Below are 20,316 nucleotides of genomic sequence, written 5' to 3' on the forward strand. Positions count from 1 at the left end.
TTTAAAAAATTAAGAAATATTATCCTTATTTTTTTATTTCAAAACAGATTTAGAACTTATTACTTTTTAGTTTTTAAATATTTCGATAAAATAGAGTAAGAGACTAGTTGATTGGAGCGATTGAATTGAGTGATTCACAGACCTCATTGAAGGTAGCGAAAGCAAAACAACAAAAAAAGAATACATTGCGGAAAATTACCACCAGAACGATTATGGTTGCAATAGGTGCTATCATTATGGCAGTAGGACTTGAGCTATTTTTAGTACCCAACCATATTATGGATGGTGGCATCGTTGGTGTTTCCATTATCGCCTCACATTTATTAAGCTTACCCCTAGGTATATTCATCTTCGTTTTAAACTTACCTTTTATCTTTTTAGGATATAAACAGATAGGTAAAACATTTGCACTTTCTACAGGGCTCGGCATTACAGTGCTCTCTGGAACAACAATCTTCTTACATAATCTTCAGCCATTTACAACAGACACATTACTCGCCACAGTATTTGGTGGTATTATTTTGGGCATTGGTGTTGGTATCGTTATACGTTATGGTGGTTCTTTAGACGGTACTGAAATTTTAGCCATTTTATTTAACCGAAAATCCCCCTTCTCGGTCGGAGAAATTATTATGTTCTTTAACCTTCTTATTTTTACAATTGCAGGTTTTGTTTTTACGTGGGAGCAGGCAATGTACTCTATCATGGCCTATTATATTGCCTACAAAATGATAGATATTGTGATACAAGGGATGGAAGAATCAAAATCTGTTTATATTATTAGCGATGAAATTGATGAAATTGGGCAAACAATTATGGATCGGCTTGGTCGTGGGGTTACTTTTCTACATGGTGAAGGGGCCTATACTGGGAACGACAAAAAAGTTATTTTTACAGTCATTACGCGATTAGAAGAATCAAAATTAAAATCGATTGTCGCTGAAATTGACGACCATGCATTCCTTGCAATAGGGAATATTGCAGAAGTAAAAGGTGGTCGTTTCAAGAAGAAGGACATTCACTAAAAAAGAGTAGCTCGGACAAAAGAGAAAAAGGTGTTAGATTGATTACAATCAATCTAACACCTTTTTGCTTTGCCGTTGATGTTCGCTACGGCGGTTGCTTTCCGCGGGCACATCGTAAGCCGCAACCGTCGCTGTCGCGCCGTCTGTTACGTCTTACGTATTGTGCTGTTCCCGCAGGAGTCACCGCCTCCGCTACCATCAACTAGTGCTCTCTTCTAATTTTTCATTTATTACAATAGCAAGTATAACTAAGGTTTCATACATTTTAAATTGTGGGGAATTACGAACACCTTTGTCCCTCTTTTAAAATTTGTACCTGCCTCTTTTTTATACTTCCCAAATATCTACTAACACATTTGTTTGTTCACGACCAGGGCCGACAGAGAAAGTAGCAATTTGAATGCCAGTTAATTCACTTACACGTTCAACGTAACGGCGTGCGTTCTCTGGTAGCTCTTCTAATGTACGGCAGCCTGTAATATCTTCTGACCAGCCTGGAAGCTCTTCATAGATAGGTTCACATTGTTCAATTATATGAAGATTCGCTGGGTACTCCGTAATTGTTTCATCTTTATATTTATAAGCTGTACAGATTTTCACTGTCTCTAAGCCAGATAAAACATCAATTGAATTAAGAGATAGATGTGTAATACCACTAACACGACGTGAATGGCGAACTACAACCGTATCAAACCAACCTACACGACGAGGGCGTCCAGTCGTTGTACCGTATTCGCGACCAACTTCACGAATTTGTTGACCAACATCATCAAATAATTCAGTTGGGAACGGGCCATCTCCTACACGTGAAGTATAGGCTTTACATACGCCAATAACACTTGATACTTTAGATGGGCCAATACCTGCACCAATTGCTACACCGCCAGCAACAGGGTTTGAAGAAGTAACAAATGGATATGTCCCTTGATCGACATCAAGTAAAATACCTTGTGCGCCTTCAAATAATACTTTGCCACCCTCATCTAATACATCATTTAAAATTTTTGAAGTATCGGCAACATATTTTGCGATTTCTTGTCCATAACCATAAAATTCTTCGAAAATTTCTTCGAATGTTACACCTTCAACTTCATAAAACTTCTCAAACAATTTATTTTTAATTGCTAAATTATGACGTAGTTTTTCTTCAAATACTTCTTTATCTAATAAATCAGCCATGCGAATACCGATACGTGCCACTTTATCTTGATAGCAAGGACCAATTCCTTTACATGTTGTACCGATTTTATTATCGCCACGGCTTTCTTCATCTGCGATATCTTGTTTAATATGATATGGCAAAATGACATGGGCACGATTTGAAATACGAAGATTATCCGTATTAATGCCTCGCTCTTGAAGTCCTTTTAGCTCTGTTACAAGCGACTTCGGATTAATAACCATCCCATTTCCCATTACAGAAGTTTTTTCTTTGTAGAAAATACCTGATGGGATTAAATGAAGTTTATATGTTTCACCATCAATTTTAATGGTATGTCCTGCATTATCGCCACCTGCAAAGCGAGCGATTGCATCTGCCTTTTGTGAAAGAAAATCTGTAATTTTACCTTTTCCTTCGTCTCCCCACTGTGTTCCTACAACTACAACTGATGTCATAATCAGCACCTCCGTTAGATACGTATTGTATCTCATTAATCAAGCCGTAAATTATTGTAACAATGATAGAAACGACTCGTCAACAAAAAACAGTTAAAAACACGAACATAAAATCAATTACTATGATTTAACGTTCGTGTTTAATGACGGAATGGTATGAATATTATCTCTATTTTAGATAAATATTACTAATCGCGTGGTGGTGGTGGTGGCATTTGTGACCAATCCACGTTTATAAATTTATTGAATTCCTTTTTAAAAGCAAGTGTAACTGTTCCAGTTGGACCGTTACGTTGTTTAGCAATTATAATTTCAATCATATTTTTACTCTCGGACTCTTTATCGTAATAATCATCACGATATAAGAAGGCAACAATATCGGCATCCTGCTCAATACTTCCTGATTCACGTAAGTCACTCATCATTGGTCGCTTATCCTGACGTTGTTCCACGCCACGTGAAAGCTGTGATAATGCAATAACAGGTACCTTTAGCTCACGCGCTAATTGTTTTAACGAACGTGAGATTTCTGATACTTCCTGTTGACGGTTTTCACCGGGCTTACCACTACCTTGAATTAGCTGTAAGTAATCAATTAGAATCATTCCAAGTCCATGCTCTTGTGCTAAACGTCTACACTTTGCTCGAATTTCATTGATACGTACACCTGGTGTGTCATCAATAAAAATACCCGAATTCGATAAACTTCCCATTGCCATCGTTAGTTTACCCCAATCTTCGGTTGTTAAAGCACCTGTACGTAAAACTTGTGCATCAATATTTCCTTCCGCACATAGCATACGCATAATTAGTTGCTCTGCACCCATCTCTAATGAGAAGATGGCAACATTTTCACGTGCTTGTACAGCAACACTCTGTGCAACATTTAGCGCAAAAGCTGTTTTCCCTACAGAAGGTCGTGCCGCGACTATAATTAAGTCATTGCGTTGGAAGCCAGCTGTAATATGGTCTAAATCACGGAATCCTGTTGGAATACCCGTTACATCACCTTTACGTGATTGAAGCTGTTCAATATTATCGAATGTCTCTACTAAAACGTCTTTTACATGTTTAAAGTCGCCAGCATTTTTGCGGTTGGCGACCTCCATCATTTTCTTCTCTGCCTCGCCAAGTAATGCCTCTACCTCATCCTCACGTGTGTAGCCATCTTCTACAATTTTTGTAGCTACACGGATTAAACGACGTAAGAGCGCTTTTTCCTCAACGATTTTCGCATAGTGAGCAACGTTTGCTGCCGTAGGGACAGCATTGGCGAGCTCTAGTAAATACGATAGCCCGCCAACATCCTCAATCTCTTTTTTTGCTGATAATTCCTCAGTAACTGTTACAACATCTATCGCTTTTCCTTGATCACTTAAACGCAGCATCGTTTCAAAAATCTTCTTATGTGCGTTTTGGTAAAAATCATCGGCTAGCAATATTTCTGATGCCGTGATGAGTGCCTGTGGTTCTAGAAAAATCGCACCGATAACCGATTGCTCCGCTTCCCGGTTATGCGGTGGAACGCGGTCTATCATCGGTTCGTTCATGGATAGTCGCCCCTTATTCTTCCGTTACTTGTACTTTTAATGTTGCTGATACCTCGTGATGTAGTTTTACAGGTACATTTGTAAAGCCTAGTGCACGGATTCCTTCAGGTAAAGTCATTTTACGTTTATCTATTTTAATGCCATGTACTTTTTGAAGTGCTTCAGCAATTTGTTTTGTAGAAACTGAACCAAATAGGCGACCACCATCACCTGATTTTGCTTTTAGCTCCACTGTTAATGCTTCTAGCTTTTCTTTTAAAGCTTTTGCTTCTGCTAATTCTGCTGCTGCATTTTTTTGTTCTAATTTCTTTTGACCTTCTAATTGACTCATTGCTTGGGCATTCGCTTCTGCAGCATAGCCGTTTTTAATTAGGAAGTTTTGTGCATAGCCATCTGCTACATTTTTTATTTCCCCTTTTTTCCCTTTACCTTTAACATCTTTTAAAAATACTACTTTCATAATTCAGAACTCCCTTCGAGAACCTCAAATATGGCCTCTTCTAAATATTTTTTTACTTCATCAATGGAAAGTGCTTCTATTTGGCAAGCTGCATTAGTTAAATGCCCGCCACCGCCAAGCCTTTCCATGATAAGCTGTACATTTATTTCCCCTAGCGACCTTGCACTAATACCGATTTTACCGTCAGCACGATGCGCAATGACGAAGGATGCGTTAACGTCTTTCATCGTAAGTAAAATATCAGCCGTTTGTGCGATTAATACGGAATCATAAATTTTCGATTCTTCACCTACAGCTACTGCTATGCCAGGCTTCACGAATTTTACCGTTTGCACAATTCTTGAACGTTCGATATACGTAATGATGTCTTCCTTTAATAACCGCTGCACTAATACTGTATCGGCACCATTTGTTCGTAAATAGGATGCAGCCTCAAAAGTACGTGCACCTGTACGAAGTGTAAAACTTTTTGTATCAACAATTATTCCCGCTAATAATGCTGTCGCCTCTATCATATTAATTTTTGCTCGCTTTGGTTGATACTCTAGCAATTCAGTTACAAGCTCTGCTGTGGACGAAGCATACGGCTCCATATAAACGAGTGTCGGATTTTCAATAAAGTCTTCGCTACGACGGTGATGGTCGATAACTACTACCTTTTCCGCAAGCTTTAATAAGTATGGATCGATTACTAAATTAGGCTTATGTGTATCCACAATAATCAGTAAGGATTTTTCAGTCATTTTCGCTGCAACTTCTTCTGGCGTTAAGAAATGCTCATAGAAGTCGGATTTACTTTCAATTTCATGCATTAAACGTGTTACGCTACCGTTTAATTCATCAAAATTAATAACTACATAGCCCTTTACATCATTCATTTGTGCCATTTTGCGGACCCCGACAGATGCCCCTATAGAGTCCATATCAGGGTTTTTATGTCCCATTACAAATACTTGGTCACTGTCTTGTATTAAGTCACGTAATGCATGTGAGATAACACGCGCTCTTACACGAGTACGTTTTTCTACAGGGTTGGTTTTACCACCGTAAAATTTAAGCTTTCCAGTAGGCTGCTTGATGGCTACCTGATCCCCACCTCGACCTAATACAAGGTCTAAGCTTGATTGGGCCAACTCACCAAGTTCCACTAATGAAGAAGAGCCTGCTCCAACGCCAATACTAAGCGTTAAGGAAAGATTTTTTTGTGCTGTCTTTTCACGGATTGTATCTAAAATAGCAAATTTCTTCTTTTCTAGTTCCGTTAAAATGGACTCATTTAAAACCGCTAAAAAACGGTCCGATGAAATTCGTTTTACAAAAATACCATGCTCCGCTGCCCATTCGTTGACAATAGATGTTACCATCGTATTTGTTAAGCTACGCGGCTGATCGTCCATTGCTTGCGTAATTTCATCATAGTTATCAACAAATAAAATTGCAATGACTGTACGATCTGCAAAATATTGCTTTTCAATAGCGATTTGTTCAGTAATATCGAAGAAATATAGTAACCGCTCTTCTTCTTTGTAAAAGACACGATATTTCCGATCACGAAGCGTAATCGTAGCTTCTTTTGTCTCCTCGGTCTTCATCAGTACATAGATGTCGTCGGATATATTAACAATTCCCTCACCCACTAATGCCTCATTGTCTAAAATATTTTGCATATATGGATTGGACCATTCTATTTCATATTCCTCATTCACCAACAAAATCCCAATTGGCATTTCTAGTAATGCCTCTTCTCCAACCTTTTTCATACGGAAGGAGATGGATTCAATATGCTTTTCAGTCTCTTCAAAAGTAGCTTTTTCAATTTTCCATGTATAGGCCATTAATATAGCAAAACCTAATCCATAGCCAATACCAATCCCAATATTCCATATACATAGAAGCATGAACGTCACAATGCCAAAAATGGAAAGAACAAAAAGCGGATAGCGGATCGGTCGTTTTCTAAAAGTCCCCATTACATCAGCCCCTTATTCCTTAGTCTTCCCTTTCACAAGTGAACGCACGTCGAAACCTAAATCGATAATACCGAGTAAAATAATGAATGATGCTAGTGGAATGGCTAAAATGGTAGCTATCCATTTTACAACACTCGGCATTGCTTTAGCCGTAATGAAATAATGTATAAATGATATCCCTTGAAGGATTAATAAAAGCCACAATATATAAGACACATTTAATACGATAACATCTAGCATAGAGCCTGCTTCTGGACGTATAAATAGATTAATACACAATATAATCATGTAGTACCATAACACAGAGCGTGGTAATCGCATATTTTCAAACGGTGAGAATTTAGGAACATTTAAACCTAATCGTCTTAAAATTGGTAAATTCAGTGTAATGACAATAAAAGCTATTGAAAATGCTAAGATTGTTACTGTCGAAGGTATTGTTAGCTCAATAGTTTTAAGTAGAACCTCCATTTGTTCAGGTTGAATTGCAACTTGACCCGTTACACTTTTAGCAAGCTCATTGGATTGCTCATAACTGTCCCGAGCAAGATCTAAACTCATTTCAATCACGTTAATTCCCGCTAATTGCACATATGCTAAATACACAAGTGCTGACGATAAAAGTACCGCGATACCTGATGACATGAGTAAATAAAGTTTGCTCTTCTTCAATTGAATCCCATTACCTATGACTACTCCAAGCAACGCCATAATAAAGGCAAATGGCAGCATAAATAGTCCACTCGTTAAAACTGTTAAAATACAGCCAACAACTGCAACGAGTATTGATGAAGAACGCTTGTAACTTGCGCTATACCAAGCAATCGGTAATGGAGTAAATAATAAGGCTACCATAGAAATGATTGGTACATACGCTGAAGCAATCATTAAGATTGTAAAAATTGCAACCATCATCGAGCCTTGTACAAGCGCCTTTGTTTGATTATTCGGCATTGAAAACCTTCCTTTTTGTCAGTCAAACTTACTAAACTTTATTGTACCATTTTTTCACCTTATTGAACAAAAAACGCTAAGAACGTCTGTATGCTTTATGATAAATTGATGTCAAACGTAAAGTTTCTTAATAAAAAAAGATAAATCGTATCATATATTACGGTTTTGAACAGTAAAAAGAACATAGATAAAGGCAAAATTAAAAATGAGTCCGGTTCACTACCGAACTCATTATACTCGCGGCACAGTTTGGGAAATTAAAAAAATACCCTCTGAACTCATAACATACTCTTTATCAGCAAACTGAGAGCTTAAGTGACTATGAGTAGCCATGATGATAGTCGTTTCATTTTCACATAGCCTTTTAAAAAGGTTTAACACTAACATCGTCGTATCGTCATCCAATGATCCAGTAGGCTCATCTGCTATTAACAATTTAGGCTTTTTAATTAATGCTCGGATGACCCCTACCCGTTGTCTTTCTCCGCCAGATAACTTTTCAATTTTCTTATTAAGTAAATGATTAATTTTTAAATAGGCACTCAGCTCATCGCTATACGCCATGGTTTGCTTTTTATCATATTTACCTAATAATAATGGTGCTACTATATTTTCCCGAACTGTCAAGTTACGAATCATTGGATTATATTGTGAAATGTATCCGATTTGACTGCCTCTTATATTCGAAAGTTCGTTAAGATTTTGCTCATGCATTTCTATACTATCCATAACATACATACCACTATCTGCTTTTTCAAGTCCAGCCAATATATTTAGAAGTGTGCTTTTACCGACACCACTTGGTCCTTTTATTGAGATGAATTGATTGTCGGCAACTTCTAAATGAATGTTGTTTAATACCGTTTTTTCTTTATACGCTTTTACTATGTTAACTAATGAGATAAAGTTTATAATTTTAATCACCCTTTAACTTTTCAATGACATTCGTTGTTGCTAATAAGTTATTCACTAACATGTAAACAACGACATTGAATAACAACCAAACTATGAACCCGGCAATTATTAAAATAGATGTAATCGAAATGTCTTGCATAAATAGAACGGTGCACAACAATGCTAATCCTATACTCATGCCATTGAGGATTGAAAATTCAAGTTGGATATTTTTTTTGATTTTATGATTTGTAACACCACTCATAATGAACACTAAATACGTATCGAATTGTCTTTTTATAAAGCTTTTCACGAACAAATAGAAAGCACACAAAATAAAAATAAATACAACGCCCGATATTGTAAAAATAAGTGTTTGATTGGTATCAATCATTTTATATAAGAGATCAACTGATAGCGAATTCGCGCCAATAATTTGATAATCAGTAAAATTCGTCGCTTTTTCTATCTTTCCAATTTCCTTTCTTACTTCAAGCGCGTTTAAGTTGGTCATTAAATAACCACCCATTTTACTTAAAAGAAGTGCCCTAAAGAATACTTCATCTACCTCCGTTTTTCGTAACAATTCAGAAGGCTGTTCAGAAAGCGACATGGAAGGTAATAAAATATAACGATTGAGTACTTGCTGCGGTTCATTATTAGTGAAAATAAATGAATTTTCCTTTGCAAAGCCTACTACTCGCCCAATAAATTTTTCAAAATAATAATGAATCTCTAATTGGTCATGCAACTTATAGTATGGACGATATTCAGAGCCGAGAATTACAGGTATTTCCTTTCTTCCTGCTACATAGACATAAGCGGAATCCTCAAATGGCTGTCCTTCCATCAGTTCAACGATATTATAATCAAATACAGATTTAGTCACTTGCATCGATTTAGTGATTTGATAAAACGCACCTTCGTGCTCGTATATATTATTAAAGCCACTTTCATAATAGGCGGAGAACTTCTCATCAGGGGGGTATTGTTTTAGGCCTATTGGCTGCGATACGGCATTATAAAAGACCACTTTACTATTTTTAAATACCCCATTATTAAAATCATTGAGTATATCGTAGTTTTTTACATCTTTGAAAAATTCAATTTCTCTTTCACCTATTAAATCATCCGAAATCTGATAGATGTTGTAGTTATGAAATTTACTTGCTGAACGTATTTCTATTTTGGAAATATTTATATTTACTAACAGAACAAATAAAACGAGAGAAAATATAAATGAAAGTAGCACAGTTAACAACGTAAACAATTTTTTATTTTTCAATAAAAGTCTAGTTGTATTCAAAACGATCTTACTCCTTTTTTAATCAAGGACTTTGTTACAAGTAGACAGGCGAAAAAATATCCTATAAATGTTATGAACATATAGAAAACCGATACGTAGTACCAATGATTCCCCCAAATCGGAGTGAAGTGGTTAACCGCTATTAATAATATAGATTCCAATAACATTATCACGAATAGCGCCATTAATTCTGATTTAAAAACTTTAACAAATATGATTTGCCATTTCCCGCCTGCTAAATACAATATTTGAACAATTGATTTTTTCCTTTGAATTGAATAATGGACTGTAACAGCTTGAGCAATAATGACAAACAGTAAAGAAATTAGTAAGAACCCTTTTAAAAGAACATTTGACTTCAATATGGCAGTTCCTCTATCCTCAGTTTCAAGTAGCTGATAACTCGTATTAGGAAACATTTTTTGCATCAATTTATGTGGATTTCCACTTTCCACATTGAGAATAAACTTTGTTCCATTTTGCAAGTTGATTTGTTGAGACTCTGATATATACCAAGCCTCCCTATTCAAATAAGAGCCAGGTGTGTCAAATTGGCCAATAATGAGGCTTTTCAAATTTTTTGAAAGTGAACCTTCTGGAAAAACGGTACCTGTAATGATATAGTCTGTTGCTAGTGGTTGTTTGTTATAGTTTATAGGTGGCAACTTTACCAATTTGTTAATATAGATATATTTTAATTTCGGATCGTCTAGTTTATATTGCATTAACAAATAGGGCTCTTCTAAGTCGATATCTAGAGAAGAGTCTTCAGTATTGATAATGAATTCAACAGCATTTTTATTGATATAGCCATTGTTAATCATATTGGTATAGCTAACAGAGTCCATACTATAAAGCAAGGCAGCGGCGCTAGCAAACAATAGTGAAGTTAGTAGCACAAATTTGCTGGATACTAAATATTTTTTCATCACGTTATACCTTTATTGCAAGAAAGAGATAATCAATTGATTATCTCTTCATATATGTTATTTTCCATAGTACGTTTTCGCAACCCAGCCTAAGTCGCCAGGGTGCCAACCGCTAATTGCTTGTGTTGTACCGAAACCCCATACACGGCCGCTATCTGCTTCTGCACGACCCGAAATAGCCGATTCGTAACGAGCTCTCGAATAATGGTATACACCTGGCCAAGTCGTGTTTGCAATGACCCGCTCATAAACTGCTGAACCTCTTCTAGTATAATCTTTCGTTGCGCTATGTATCGGGTTACCAGTAGCAAATGAAGAAATATCACTATCTTGTCGTAAAGTAAAATAGCCCGTATCTTCACTCCAACCGCCATAAATCGTTGGGTCATCTAGTATTACTGCATTTGCTGAAGATAAAATTGTGCCGCTTAAACTTAATGTAAGTGCACCTACCAACATCCATTTTGTAGTTTTCAATTTAAACACCCCTTGATTTACAAAATAAATTTGATAATTTTCAACATTATAATAAATCGACATTTATTTATTTGTCAATATTCAAAATTAAAAAATTCAATAGTTTTACACTAAGATTTTTGTTCAAGCATTTATGTAAATCCGCTACCGCTTCTCGAATTGTAACCTCTATTTTCAAACAAAATAAAAAAGCACAACAAAGTATTAAACCTTGTTGTGCTTAGCAATCTTATTTGTCTTCAGATACGAATGGAAGTAATCCCATAATACGAGAAACTTTGATAGCTGAAGTTAATTTACGTTGGTACTTAGCGCTAGTGCCAGTTACGCGACGTGGTAAGATTTTACCGCGCTCAGAGATGAATTTTTTAAGTAAATCCACATCTTTATAGTCGATATGTGTAATGTTGTTAGATGTAAAATAGCAAACTTTACGGCGTTTGCGGCCTCCGCGACGTGGTGCCATAGTGATGTCTCCTCCTTATAAGTTTATAGTTTTTGTAGATTGAAGATTAGAATGGAAGATCGTCTTCAGATACTTCAATTGGTCCCTTACTGTTAGCAAATGGATCTTCATCTACTCGTGTATAGTTCGGCTGATTCATTGGTGGTTGATTTTGCTGATAAGAATTACCGCCGCCAAATGAACCTTGCTGAGGCATCGCGCCACCATACTGTTGCTGTGGTTGACCACCGCCATATGACGGTTGGCTGTTTGCGTAAGATTGTCCACCGTATTGGTTTGATGCAGGAGCACCTCCACCACTACGAGGCTCTAAAAACTGTACGCTATCTGCCACAACATCAGTTGTATATACACGCTTACCATCTTGTCCTTCAAAGCTACCTGTTTGGATACGACCTTCTACTCCAATCAAACTTCCTTTTTTCATGAAGTTCGCTAAGTTTTCAGCCTGTTTACGCCAAGCAACGCAGCTAATGAAATCTGCTTCTTTTTCACCTTGCTGGTTTGAAAATGTACGATTTACAGCTACTGTAAACCGAGTAGACGCAATACCATTCGGTGTGTAGCGCAGCTCAGGGTCTTTTGTTAGTCTTCCAACTAATACGACACGATTTATCATCAGAATGCAACCTCCTTTTCAGCATTTTGTTATAATTATTTTGCTTCTTCGCGTACCGCAATGTGACGAATGATATCTTCGCTGATGTTAGCAAGACGTGTGTATTCGTTGATTGCTTCTGAAGGAGCGTTTACTTTTACGATTTGGTAGTAACCTTCGCGGAAGTCTTGAATCTCGTAAGCTAAGCGGCGTTTGCCCCACTCTTTTGCTTCGATGACTTCAGCACCGTTAGAAGTTAAGATTTCGTTGAAACGTTCAACTAAAGCTTTCTTCGCTTCGTCTTCAATGTTTGGACGTACAATGTACATTAATTCGTATTTTCTCATCTGTTTACACCTCCTTATGGACTCAGGCTCTCCTGTTTACAGGGAGCAAGGAGTAAGCAATAAATATTACTCACATCAATGAATTGTAACACATTGGCATCTGTCTTTCAAGTCGCAATCAAATAATTCATTCGATATAATAAAGACAATTATTAATTTTATAAAGGAGGGCTATTTCTATGCTACCAGATCAAGAACCTAATGTAATTGAATTAGATATAAAAAAACTAATGATGGATAGTGCCGTTATCACTAGTGGCCTCTCTATATTATTTATTGCCATACAATATATTTGCCTAAAAGATTTTCAATTTTCGTTATGGAGTATGTTAAGCGGATTTGTCCTTTTTGTCATACTTTATATTGTGCTTATCGTCCTACATGAAGCTTTTCATTTAATAGGCTTTATGATTTTCGGAGGTGTGCCCTACAAATCGTTAAAGTACGGTGTTAATTTAGAGCTTGGTATTGCCTATGCAACGACTGACCAGCTACTCCCTAATCACGCAATGAAAAAAGCGTTGCTATTACCATTTTGGACAACTGGAATTATACCAACGATTGCTGGCTTTTATTTTAACAGTACTGTTTTATTACTTGCTGGCGCCTTTTTAATAGCGGGAGCAGTAGGAGATTTCGCCATGTATAAGGCATTACGCAAATATCCAAAAAACGCCCTTGTACAAGACGATCCTCAGTTACCAAAGCTCTATGTTTATTCTCCACAGAAAAAGAAACTATCTCAAAAGTAAACGAATCTTCTATCCTTATGGTGTTAAAAATCCATGTTGTGCAGCTGTACATAAATTTCTCCAAATTCGATTAATAGTGGCTGTTTCAATAATAGCGTCCATTCCAAGACTACGAATGATATTATTTGCAATATCCACACATACAGCTGCACTTTCCTTGCTCATTTGCGTAAATTGTTGTAATTCTTGCTCTGTCAATTCAACCCCAAGTTTATGTTTTTGCCAATAGTCTGTTAGCATAGCGTAAAATTGTTCTTCAACTTGTAAAAAACGCTTTTTTTGCTGCATAAATAAAAATTGCAGTGCGCCAATACGTTCACTATAAGAGGATTTCTTATTTTTTTGCTCCATTAGGGAAAAAGCTTCATCTAAAAAATTCTCTGTAATTCCGAGACAGACACTTAAAAAAGAAGCTTCTGCAAAAGTAGCAAACGGAAAACTATGGACTACATTATGATATCTATTTTTACTAATGCCTAATTGGAATGTTTTATCGAACGGTATCCATACATCATGAACACGAATTGTATGGCTTGCTGTAGCCTTTAAACCCATCGCTTGCCAGTCATTTAGGATTTCCACTTGCTCACGACTTACCGCACAACTAATGATTTTATCTGTCATAATACCATCTTCTTTAATAAAGCAATTCATTGTAAAGGTTGTTGCATAGTCAGCACCACTACAAAACTTCCATTGCCCTGTTACAGTATAGCCACCATCCTTTTTTACGGCCGTGCCGTTAGGATAGCCACTTCCCGCTATTACAGCATCACTTGGTGAAAAAATCTTTTCTCCTATTTCTTGATTTAACGTAGGAATAAATAGATTACCACCTGTTCCAATGGTCACAAGCCATCCAAAGTTGCCATCAATAGCAGACATACGCTGAAACACTTTTATCCCTTCTAATAAATCTAAATCTTTGCCACCTAAATCCTTTGCTATAAACAATTTAAACAATTGTTGCTCGTAAATAACCTCTAATATATCTTGTGGCAACTTTCCTAACTGTTCGATTTCTAAAGCACGTTCTTTTATTTCTAATATGTTCATAATATCCCCCTGTGGAAATTGAAAATTCTGATATTATATAACCGAAAATAGGCTTTTCCAAACGTCCAAATACTACGCTAGGAGAAGCCTACTTTGTTTGTATAACTTTTAGTAAAATCGCATAGAATCCCACAGGAAAGACAAATGTACATTGTACGACAGAAAGCACTCGTTAACGATGTAACTAACATCTCATCTATGGCAGCGGTTTGTATTTTATTTAGACGTTAAAGCGGAATAACATGATATCGCCGTCTTGGACAATATATTCTTTACCTTCAAGACGCACTTTACCTGCTTCTTTAGCAGCAGCTTGAGAGCCTGCCTCTACTAAATCATCGAAAGCGACAGTTTCTGCACGAATAAAGCCACGCTCAAAGTCAGTATGAATGACACCTGCGCATTGTGGTGCTTTCATGCCTTTACGGAATGTCCATGCACGTACTTCTTGTACTCCAGCAGTGAAGTAAGTAGCAAGCCCTAGTAAATCATAAGAAGTACGGATTAGTTGATCTAGTCCTGATTCTTTAATGCCTAATTCCTCTAGGAACATGGCTTTTTCTTCATCATCAAGCTCAGATATTTCTTCTTCGATTTTTGCACAAATTGTAATTACTTGAGCACCTTCAGCCGCTGCATATTCACGTACCTTTTGAACATATTCATTATTATCAGCATCTGCAACTTCGTCCTCTGAAACATTTGCAACGTATAGCATTGGTTTAATAGTTAATAGGTGAAGACCTTTAATGACTTTTAACTCGTCTTCTGAAAGCTCTGCTGCACGAGCAGGGCGACCATTTTCTAATTCAGCTTTGATTTTAAGAAGAATTGGTTCTTCAACCATCGCTTCTTTATCTTTTTGCTTAGCCATTTTGCTCACGCGTTGTATACGTTTATCAACTGATTCTAAATCAGCTAGTGCAAGCTCTAAATTAATAACTTCAATATCATCAATTGGATCTACTGCGCCAGATACGTGTGTAATATTTTCGTCTACAAAACAACGTACTACTTGACAAATTGCATCAACTTCACGGATATGAGCAAGGAATTTGTTTCCTAGCCCTTCTCCTTTAGAAGCGCCTTTTACGATACCAGCAATATCCGTAAATTCAAATGCTGTTGGAACTGTCTTTTTCGGTACTACTAATTCTGTAAGTTTATCTAAACGTGCATCTGGTACTTCTACGATACCTACGTTAGGATCGATTGTTGCGAATGGATAGTTTGCAGCCAAAGCGCCCGCTTTTGTAATTGCGTTAAATAGTGTTGATTTACCAACGTTAGGTAAACCAACGATTCCAGCTGTTAATGCCATAAATGGACACAACCTTTCTATGATCAGTTCAATTTTGTTGTTTTTATCCTGTATTATAGGGTGCTAAAATTCTTACTTCAAACAGCATGTCTGCGTAAGCCGTCTAAGCAGTACTGTTCAGTCCAACATTCGTTCTTTACTTCTTCTTAGCCGATGTGACGCTCTTAGTCCATGTTCCGTCCATAAATCGGTAAGATTGAAGTAAACCACACACAATCAATTACGTCCCCGCGTAATTGCATCCAGATTTCTTTGCAAATCTGCTCGAAAATCTTTATTGAAAATCTGTGACATTCGCAGGGGTATTGAATTTGATTCAACTGAGGTTAGAATGCTCAATGAATTTAAGTGCATAGTTGCTATTCAACCCTTTGAGGACTTGTGAAGCAAGTTAGAGATTTCTGTATAACCCTATCTATTATATTGATTCACCCATAAAAAGTCTAATACGCAAAAAGCTAGGCTTCACTTGCATGCTTAAGGACCTTTTTCATTTTTTTCTCAAATTCTCGACGTGGAATCATCACACTGTGCTGACACCCTTCACATTTAATGCGCACATCCGCACCCATACGAATAATTTTCCACTCATTTGTGCCACAAGGATGCTGTTTTTTCATTTCGACAATATCATTTAGTTCAAACTTTTTCGCTTCCATATTATTCACTACTCCCATCTTCTTTTCCATTTCCACCATATAACATCATATTAGGATACGCCATAGGAATATTATGTTCCTCAAACAGTTTTGTTACATCACGACGAATTGTTCGTGCCACGCCATATTGTTGCTGTGGTAATGTCTCTGCGGCAATACGAATGGTTACTTCGGTCCCTTTTACATTTTGCACACCTAAAAAGATAGGTGCTGCTACAAGCTCTTTATGAATTTTTGGAAGCGAATCTAAATACAGTTTAATAAGCGCTTCCGCTTTTTCAAAGTCTGCATCTGTAGTCATTTGTAAATCTATAAAAATTTTCGAGTTATTGATAGAGTAATTAATCACTTCTCCAATAGCGCCGTTTGGAATAATAAATTGCTCACCAGTAGAACCTTTAATTTTTGTTGTACGTAATCCTATTTCTACAACCGTTCCTTCTGCTGCGTTTATTTTAATATAATCCCCTACACCGAATTGGTCTTCAAAAATAATAAAGAACCCTGTAATGACATCCTTCACTAAACTTTGTGCACCAAAACCGATAGCTAAACCGACAATTCCTGCTCCTGCAAGTAAACCAGCGACTTTAATGTTTAGCGAAGAAAGGATAGCTATAATGGCTGAAAAATAGACTACATACGAAATAACACTTTGTAATAATCTCGAAATTGTTCGTTGGCGACGCTCTGAGTGATTTAATGGTGAGCGCATTCTTATTAAAAATGCTTTTTTAATAAATTTTTTACCTAATCGCACCGCTAACCACGATGCAATAAGGATAACTGTAATCTCAAATGTTGCCTCAATTACATTGTCCCAAAATTTTTCGGACGTCAGTATATCCCATTTCTTCTGTATCAACCTAGCGTTAAAATCCATTGTTACCACCTCTTGAATAACTTGTTAAAAATTTGCGTATACTGCATAAAAATTGAGCACTTCCAACAAATAAAAATGAAAGTGAGTTTTTTTATGAATACTATACCTAATTTAGTACTACCCTATTCTCTTCATCATGAAAGTAAAAATGCCGTGTGGCAATTGAGTACATTATTTTTAGAGTATATCCCTTTCCATCATGAACGTCTTGTTTTTTGCTGTATCGGAAGTGATCGTTGTACTGGCGATACACTCGGTCCATTAACAGGTAGCTTTTTGAAAAAGTCTGTTAGCTTTCCATATGAAGTTGTAGGAACTTTGGAAGATCCATTGCATGCCCTCAACTTAGATACTACAATACAACAGTTACACCATCATACTACGAAACCATTTATCATTGCGATTGATGCATGTCTAGGTAGTGAACAAAATGTTGGTCATATTGCCGTGCAGGATGGACCAATATTGCCTGGGAAAGCTGTAAAAAAAGAATTGCCCCCAATCGGTGACATTTCCGTTAAAGGAATAGTCAATATTGGAGGCTTTATGGAAATGCTTGTTTTACAAAATACTAGGTTGCACATATCTTACGCAATGGCTGAAAAGCTTTCTAGAGCTTTACTGCTTGCTGCACATCGTTACTCACTGAAAAGGATAGATGATAGCAACCATAATACCGACAACGACGATACCCGGCAACAAGTTGGCAGCCTTGATCTTTGTTAAGCCAGCAATATTTAAACCTATTGCTAAAATCATAACACCCCCTACAGAAGTCATTTCTGTAATGAACATCTGTAGTGCATCATCTGGGATATACGCACTGATAACACCTGCAAAAATTGCAATAATACTTTGATAAACAAATACTGGAACGGCTGATAATAGTACGCCAATACCTAAAGTAGACGCTAAAATAATAGATGTAAATCCATCAATAATACCTTTTGTTATGAGGACGTTATGGTCATGACGAAGACCGCTATCGAGTGCACCTATTATCGCCATTGATCCAACAACAAATATTAATGAAGCAGTTACAAAGCCTTCTGCGATATTAATTTGATTGTCGCTATTACGCCTTTTACTAAAAAGCGATTCAACCCACTGACCAAGTCGATTCATTTGCTTATCTAAATCTAACCATTCTCCTATTACAGTTCCTACTACTAAACTTACCACTAAAATAATAAAATTATTACTCTCGAAGCCCATTTTTATTCCTAATAGTGCGACAGATAAGCCAATAATCGATAATACAGAAGCTTTCATCGACTCAGGAATATTTTTGAAAATGCGCCCCACCAATGCGCCTACTACTATTAGTAGTGCATTAATTAATGCTCCTAAAATTACCACAAAAAGGCCTTCTTTCTCTCTAAAAAATAGAGAGCGCCTAGTATGTCGGCGCTCTAATTTACATTGATGGTCCCTTAATCATCTTCTTGAATGTTTAATATTTCCAAAATGCGTTCTAAGTCATCTTCTGAGTAAAATTCGATTTCAATTTTACCTTTATTATTTGCTTTTTTAATTTGGACATTTGTACCAAAATAATCTCTCAACTGAGATTCCTTCGCTACAACAAAAATATCCTTCTTCTTCGGCTGCGATGTTTCACGTGAAACTTCTTCATTTAAATTTTGCACTAAAATTTCAACTTGGCGCACGTTTAAACCTTGTTTTATAATCTTGAGTGCAATTTCTGAAATTCTTCTTTTATTTTTCAATCCTAGTAATGCACGGCCTTGCCCCATTGATAATGTACCGTCATTCATTAATGCACGAACATCTTCTGGCAAAGCTAATAATCGAACGTGATTGGCAATGTGTGGTCTACTCTTACCTAATCGCTTGGATAGTTCTTCTTGTGTTAAGTGTAAGTTTTCCATTAAACTTTGATACGCTTCTGCCTCTTCAATAACCGTTAAATCTTCACGCTGAAGGTTTTCTAATATTGCAAGTTCCATCATTTGTGTGTCAGTTAGCTCTTTAACAATCGCTGGTATTATGTCTAACCCAGCAATTTGTGCTGCTCTAAAACGACGTTCGCCCGCTACTATTTCGTATTTTCGTGCCTTTTTTCGTACAGCAATCGGCTGTAAAATACCATGCTCTTGAATTGAATCTGCTAATTCTTGCAATGCTTCTTCATCAAATATTTTACGAGGCTGAAATGGATTTGCGACTATTAGCTGTAGTTGTATATCTTCTACTTGTCCGCTTTGTTCTAACGATTCTCCTGGAAATAGAGCACCGATACCTTTTCCTAAACCTTTAGCCATTTTTAATCACTTCCCTCGCCATCTCTAAATAAACTTCAGCTCCTCTTGATTTTGCATCATAAATGATAATAGGCTGTCCATGACTCGGAGCCTCACTTAATCGCACATTACGAGGAATGATTGTTTTATATACTTTATCTTGAAAATATTTTTTTACTTCATCAATTACTTGCAAACCTAAATTGGTTCTTGCATCAAGCATTGTCAATAATACACCATCAATATAAAGCTGTTGATTTAAATGCTTCTGCACTAAACGTACAGTGGACAATAATTGGCTTAAACCCTCTAATGCATAATATTCGCATTGCACAGGAATAATCAACGCGTCTGACGCAGTTAAAGCATTAATCGTTAAAAGCCCTAGTGACGGTGGACAATCAATAATAATATAGTCGTAGTCTTCTTTCACATCTTGAAGTGCGTGCTTTAAACGTACTTCCCGAGAAATAGTTGAAACTAATTCAATCTCTGCTCCCGCTAGTGAAATGGTTGCAGGAACGATTGATAAATTTTCTACATTTGTTTGTTGAACGACATTTTCAACATTTTCATCATCGATTAGGACATCATAAATACAACTTTGTATTTCACCTTTATTAATGCCAAGTCCACTTGTTGTATTGCCCTGTGGATCTGTATCGATTAATAGCACTTTTTTCCCCAAGTATGCCAGACAAGCGCTCAAATTGACCGATGTCGTTGTTTTACCTACGCCACCCTTTTGATTGGCGATTGCTATAATTCTACCCATTTAAAAGCACCTG

Annotated in this window: 22 protein-coding genes; 3 read left to right on the plus strand and 19 right to left on the minus strand. The window is 36.7% G+C overall.

Annotated features, from left to right (window positions below):
* Positions 1-212 precede the first annotated feature (212 nt).
* A complete protein-coding gene (locus tag ACQKNX_RS18830; RefSeq protein WP_340826390.1) occupies positions 213-1,025 on the plus strand; it encodes a YitT family protein in 813 nt (270 codons plus the stop codon).
* 327 nt (positions 1,026-1,352) lie between these two features.
* Here ACQKNX_RS18830 and ACQKNX_RS18835 read toward each other — a convergent pair whose 3' ends face one another.
* The 12 genes from ACQKNX_RS18835 to rpsF form a co-directional block, all read right to left on the minus strand.
* A complete protein-coding gene (locus ACQKNX_RS18835; protein WP_427430173.1) occupies positions 1,353-2,642 on the minus strand; it encodes an adenylosuccinate synthase in 1,290 nt (429 codons plus the stop codon).
* Between the two features lie 188 nt (positions 2,643-2,830).
* Entirely contained in the window at positions 2,831-4,192 is a 1,362-nt protein-coding gene (gene dnaB / locus ACQKNX_RS18840; RefSeq protein WP_427430174.1) for a replicative DNA helicase, read from the minus strand.
* Positions 4,193-4,205: 13 nt separating this feature from the next.
* The gene (gene rplI / locus ACQKNX_RS18845; protein ID WP_340821548.1) at positions 4,206-4,652 is read right to left on the minus strand and encodes a 50S ribosomal protein L9; all 447 of its coding nucleotides are present in this window, start codon (positions 4,650-4,652) and stop codon (positions 4,206-4,208) included.
* Positions 4,649-6,622, minus strand: a complete 1,974-nt coding sequence (locus ACQKNX_RS18850) for a DHH family phosphoesterase (RefSeq protein ID WP_427430175.1) — start codon at positions 6,620-6,622, stop codon at positions 4,649-4,651. The genes rplI and ACQKNX_RS18850 overlap by 4 nt, the downstream gene beginning before the upstream one ends.
* Before the next feature lie 12 nt (positions 6,623-6,634).
* The gene (locus ACQKNX_RS18855; RefSeq protein WP_427430176.1) at positions 6,635-7,576 is read right to left on the minus strand and encodes a YybS family protein; all 942 of its coding nucleotides are present in this window, start codon (positions 7,574-7,576) and stop codon (positions 6,635-6,637) included.
* Positions 7,577-7,807: 231 nt separating this feature from the next.
* Positions 7,808-8,500, minus strand: a complete 693-nt coding sequence (locus ACQKNX_RS18860) for an ABC transporter ATP-binding protein (protein ID WP_427430177.1) — start codon at positions 8,498-8,500, stop codon at positions 7,808-7,810.
* Complete coding sequence (locus ACQKNX_RS18865; RefSeq protein ID WP_427430178.1) at positions 8,493-9,776, minus strand: hypothetical protein; 1,284 nt, start codon at positions 9,774-9,776, stop codon at positions 8,493-8,495. Before ACQKNX_RS18865 ends, ACQKNX_RS18860 begins: the two co-directional genes overlap by 8 nt.
* Positions 9,773-10,705, minus strand: a complete 933-nt coding sequence (locus tag ACQKNX_RS18870; RefSeq protein WP_427430179.1) for a hypothetical protein — start codon at positions 10,703-10,705, stop codon at positions 9,773-9,775. The genes ACQKNX_RS18865 and ACQKNX_RS18870 overlap by 4 nt, the downstream gene beginning before the upstream one ends.
* Before the next feature lie 57 nt (positions 10,706-10,762).
* Positions 10,763-11,182, minus strand: a complete 420-nt coding sequence (locus tag ACQKNX_RS18875) for a hypothetical protein (protein WP_427430180.1) — start codon at positions 11,180-11,182, stop codon at positions 10,763-10,765.
* Between the two features lie 229 nt (positions 11,183-11,411).
* Complete coding sequence (rpsR, locus tag ACQKNX_RS18880) at positions 11,412-11,648, minus strand: 30S ribosomal protein S18 (RefSeq protein ID WP_024364646.1); 237 nt, start codon at positions 11,646-11,648, stop codon at positions 11,412-11,414.
* A gap of 46 nt (positions 11,649-11,694) precedes the next feature.
* Positions 11,695-12,267, minus strand: coding sequence for a single-stranded DNA-binding protein (gene ssb / locus ACQKNX_RS18885; RefSeq protein WP_173479143.1), 573 nt, complete (start codon positions 12,265-12,267; stop codon positions 11,695-11,697).
* 35 nt (positions 12,268-12,302) lie between these two features.
* Positions 12,303-12,593, minus strand: coding sequence for a 30S ribosomal protein S6 (gene rpsF, locus ACQKNX_RS18890; protein ID WP_024364644.1), 291 nt, complete (start codon positions 12,591-12,593; stop codon positions 12,303-12,305).
* Positions 12,594-12,772: 179 nt separating this feature from the next.
* Here rpsF and ACQKNX_RS18895 point away from each other — a divergent pair, with 179 nt between their 5' ends.
* Positions 12,773-13,345 carry a DUF3267 domain-containing protein gene (locus ACQKNX_RS18895; RefSeq protein WP_427430181.1) on the plus strand — a complete coding sequence of 191 codons (573 nt, stop codon included), beginning with the start codon at positions 12,773-12,775 and terminating at the stop codon, positions 13,343-13,345.
* A 15-nt stretch (positions 13,346-13,360) separates the two neighbouring features.
* Here the strand turns inward: ACQKNX_RS18895 and ACQKNX_RS18900 are convergent, their stop codons facing one another.
* The 4 genes from ACQKNX_RS18900 to ACQKNX_RS18915 all read right to left on the minus strand — a co-directional run bounded on the left by ACQKNX_RS18900 (position 13,361) and on the right by ACQKNX_RS18915 (position 17,264).
* Positions 13,361-14,401 carry an acyl-CoA dehydrogenase gene (locus ACQKNX_RS18900; RefSeq protein WP_427430182.1) on the minus strand — a complete coding sequence of 347 codons (1,041 nt, stop codon included), beginning with the start codon at positions 14,399-14,401 and terminating at the stop codon, positions 13,361-13,363.
* A 220-nt stretch (positions 14,402-14,621) separates the two neighbouring features.
* Positions 14,622-15,722, minus strand: coding sequence for a redox-regulated ATPase YchF (ychF, locus tag ACQKNX_RS18905; protein WP_427430183.1), 1,101 nt, complete (start codon positions 15,720-15,722; stop codon positions 14,622-14,624).
* Between the two features lie 458 nt (positions 15,723-16,180).
* A complete protein-coding gene (locus ACQKNX_RS18910) occupies positions 16,181-16,381 on the minus strand; it encodes a DUF951 domain-containing protein (protein ID WP_340821535.1) in 201 nt (66 codons plus the stop codon).
* A gap of 1 nt (position 16,382) precedes the next feature.
* Positions 16,383-17,264, minus strand: coding sequence for a mechanosensitive ion channel family protein (locus ACQKNX_RS18915; RefSeq protein WP_427430184.1), 882 nt, complete (start codon positions 17,262-17,264; stop codon positions 16,383-16,385).
* Between the two features lie 93 nt (positions 17,265-17,357).
* Here ACQKNX_RS18915 and yyaC point away from each other — a divergent pair, with 93 nt between their 5' ends.
* Positions 17,358-17,990, plus strand: a complete 633-nt coding sequence (gene yyaC / locus ACQKNX_RS18920; RefSeq protein ID WP_427430185.1) for a spore protease YyaC — start codon at positions 17,358-17,360, stop codon at positions 17,988-17,990.
* Here yyaC and ACQKNX_RS18925 read toward each other — a convergent pair.
* From ACQKNX_RS18925 to ACQKNX_RS18935, 3 genes are all read right to left on the minus strand, one after another.
* A complete protein-coding gene (locus ACQKNX_RS18925) occupies positions 17,907-18,623 on the minus strand; it encodes a DUF554 domain-containing protein (protein ID WP_427430186.1) in 717 nt (238 codons plus the stop codon). The two genes, yyaC and ACQKNX_RS18925, sit on opposite strands and share 84 nt — an antisense overlap.
* 74 nt (positions 18,624-18,697) lie before the next feature.
* The gene (locus tag ACQKNX_RS18930; RefSeq protein ID WP_427430187.1) at positions 18,698-19,549 is read right to left on the minus strand and encodes a ParB/RepB/Spo0J family partition protein; all 852 of its coding nucleotides are present in this window, start codon (positions 19,547-19,549) and stop codon (positions 18,698-18,700) included.
* A complete protein-coding gene (locus ACQKNX_RS18935; protein ID WP_173479136.1) occupies positions 19,542-20,303 on the minus strand; it encodes a ParA family protein in 762 nt (253 codons plus the stop codon). Before ACQKNX_RS18935 ends, ACQKNX_RS18930 begins: the two co-directional genes overlap by 8 nt.
* Between the last annotated feature and the right edge of the window lie 13 nt (positions 20,304-20,316).

The sequence above is a fragment of the Lysinibacillus sp. NPDC093712 genome (genome assembly GCF_050280025.1).
Taxonomy (GTDB): domain Bacteria; phylum Bacillota; class Bacilli; order Bacillales_A; family Planococcaceae; genus Lysinibacillus.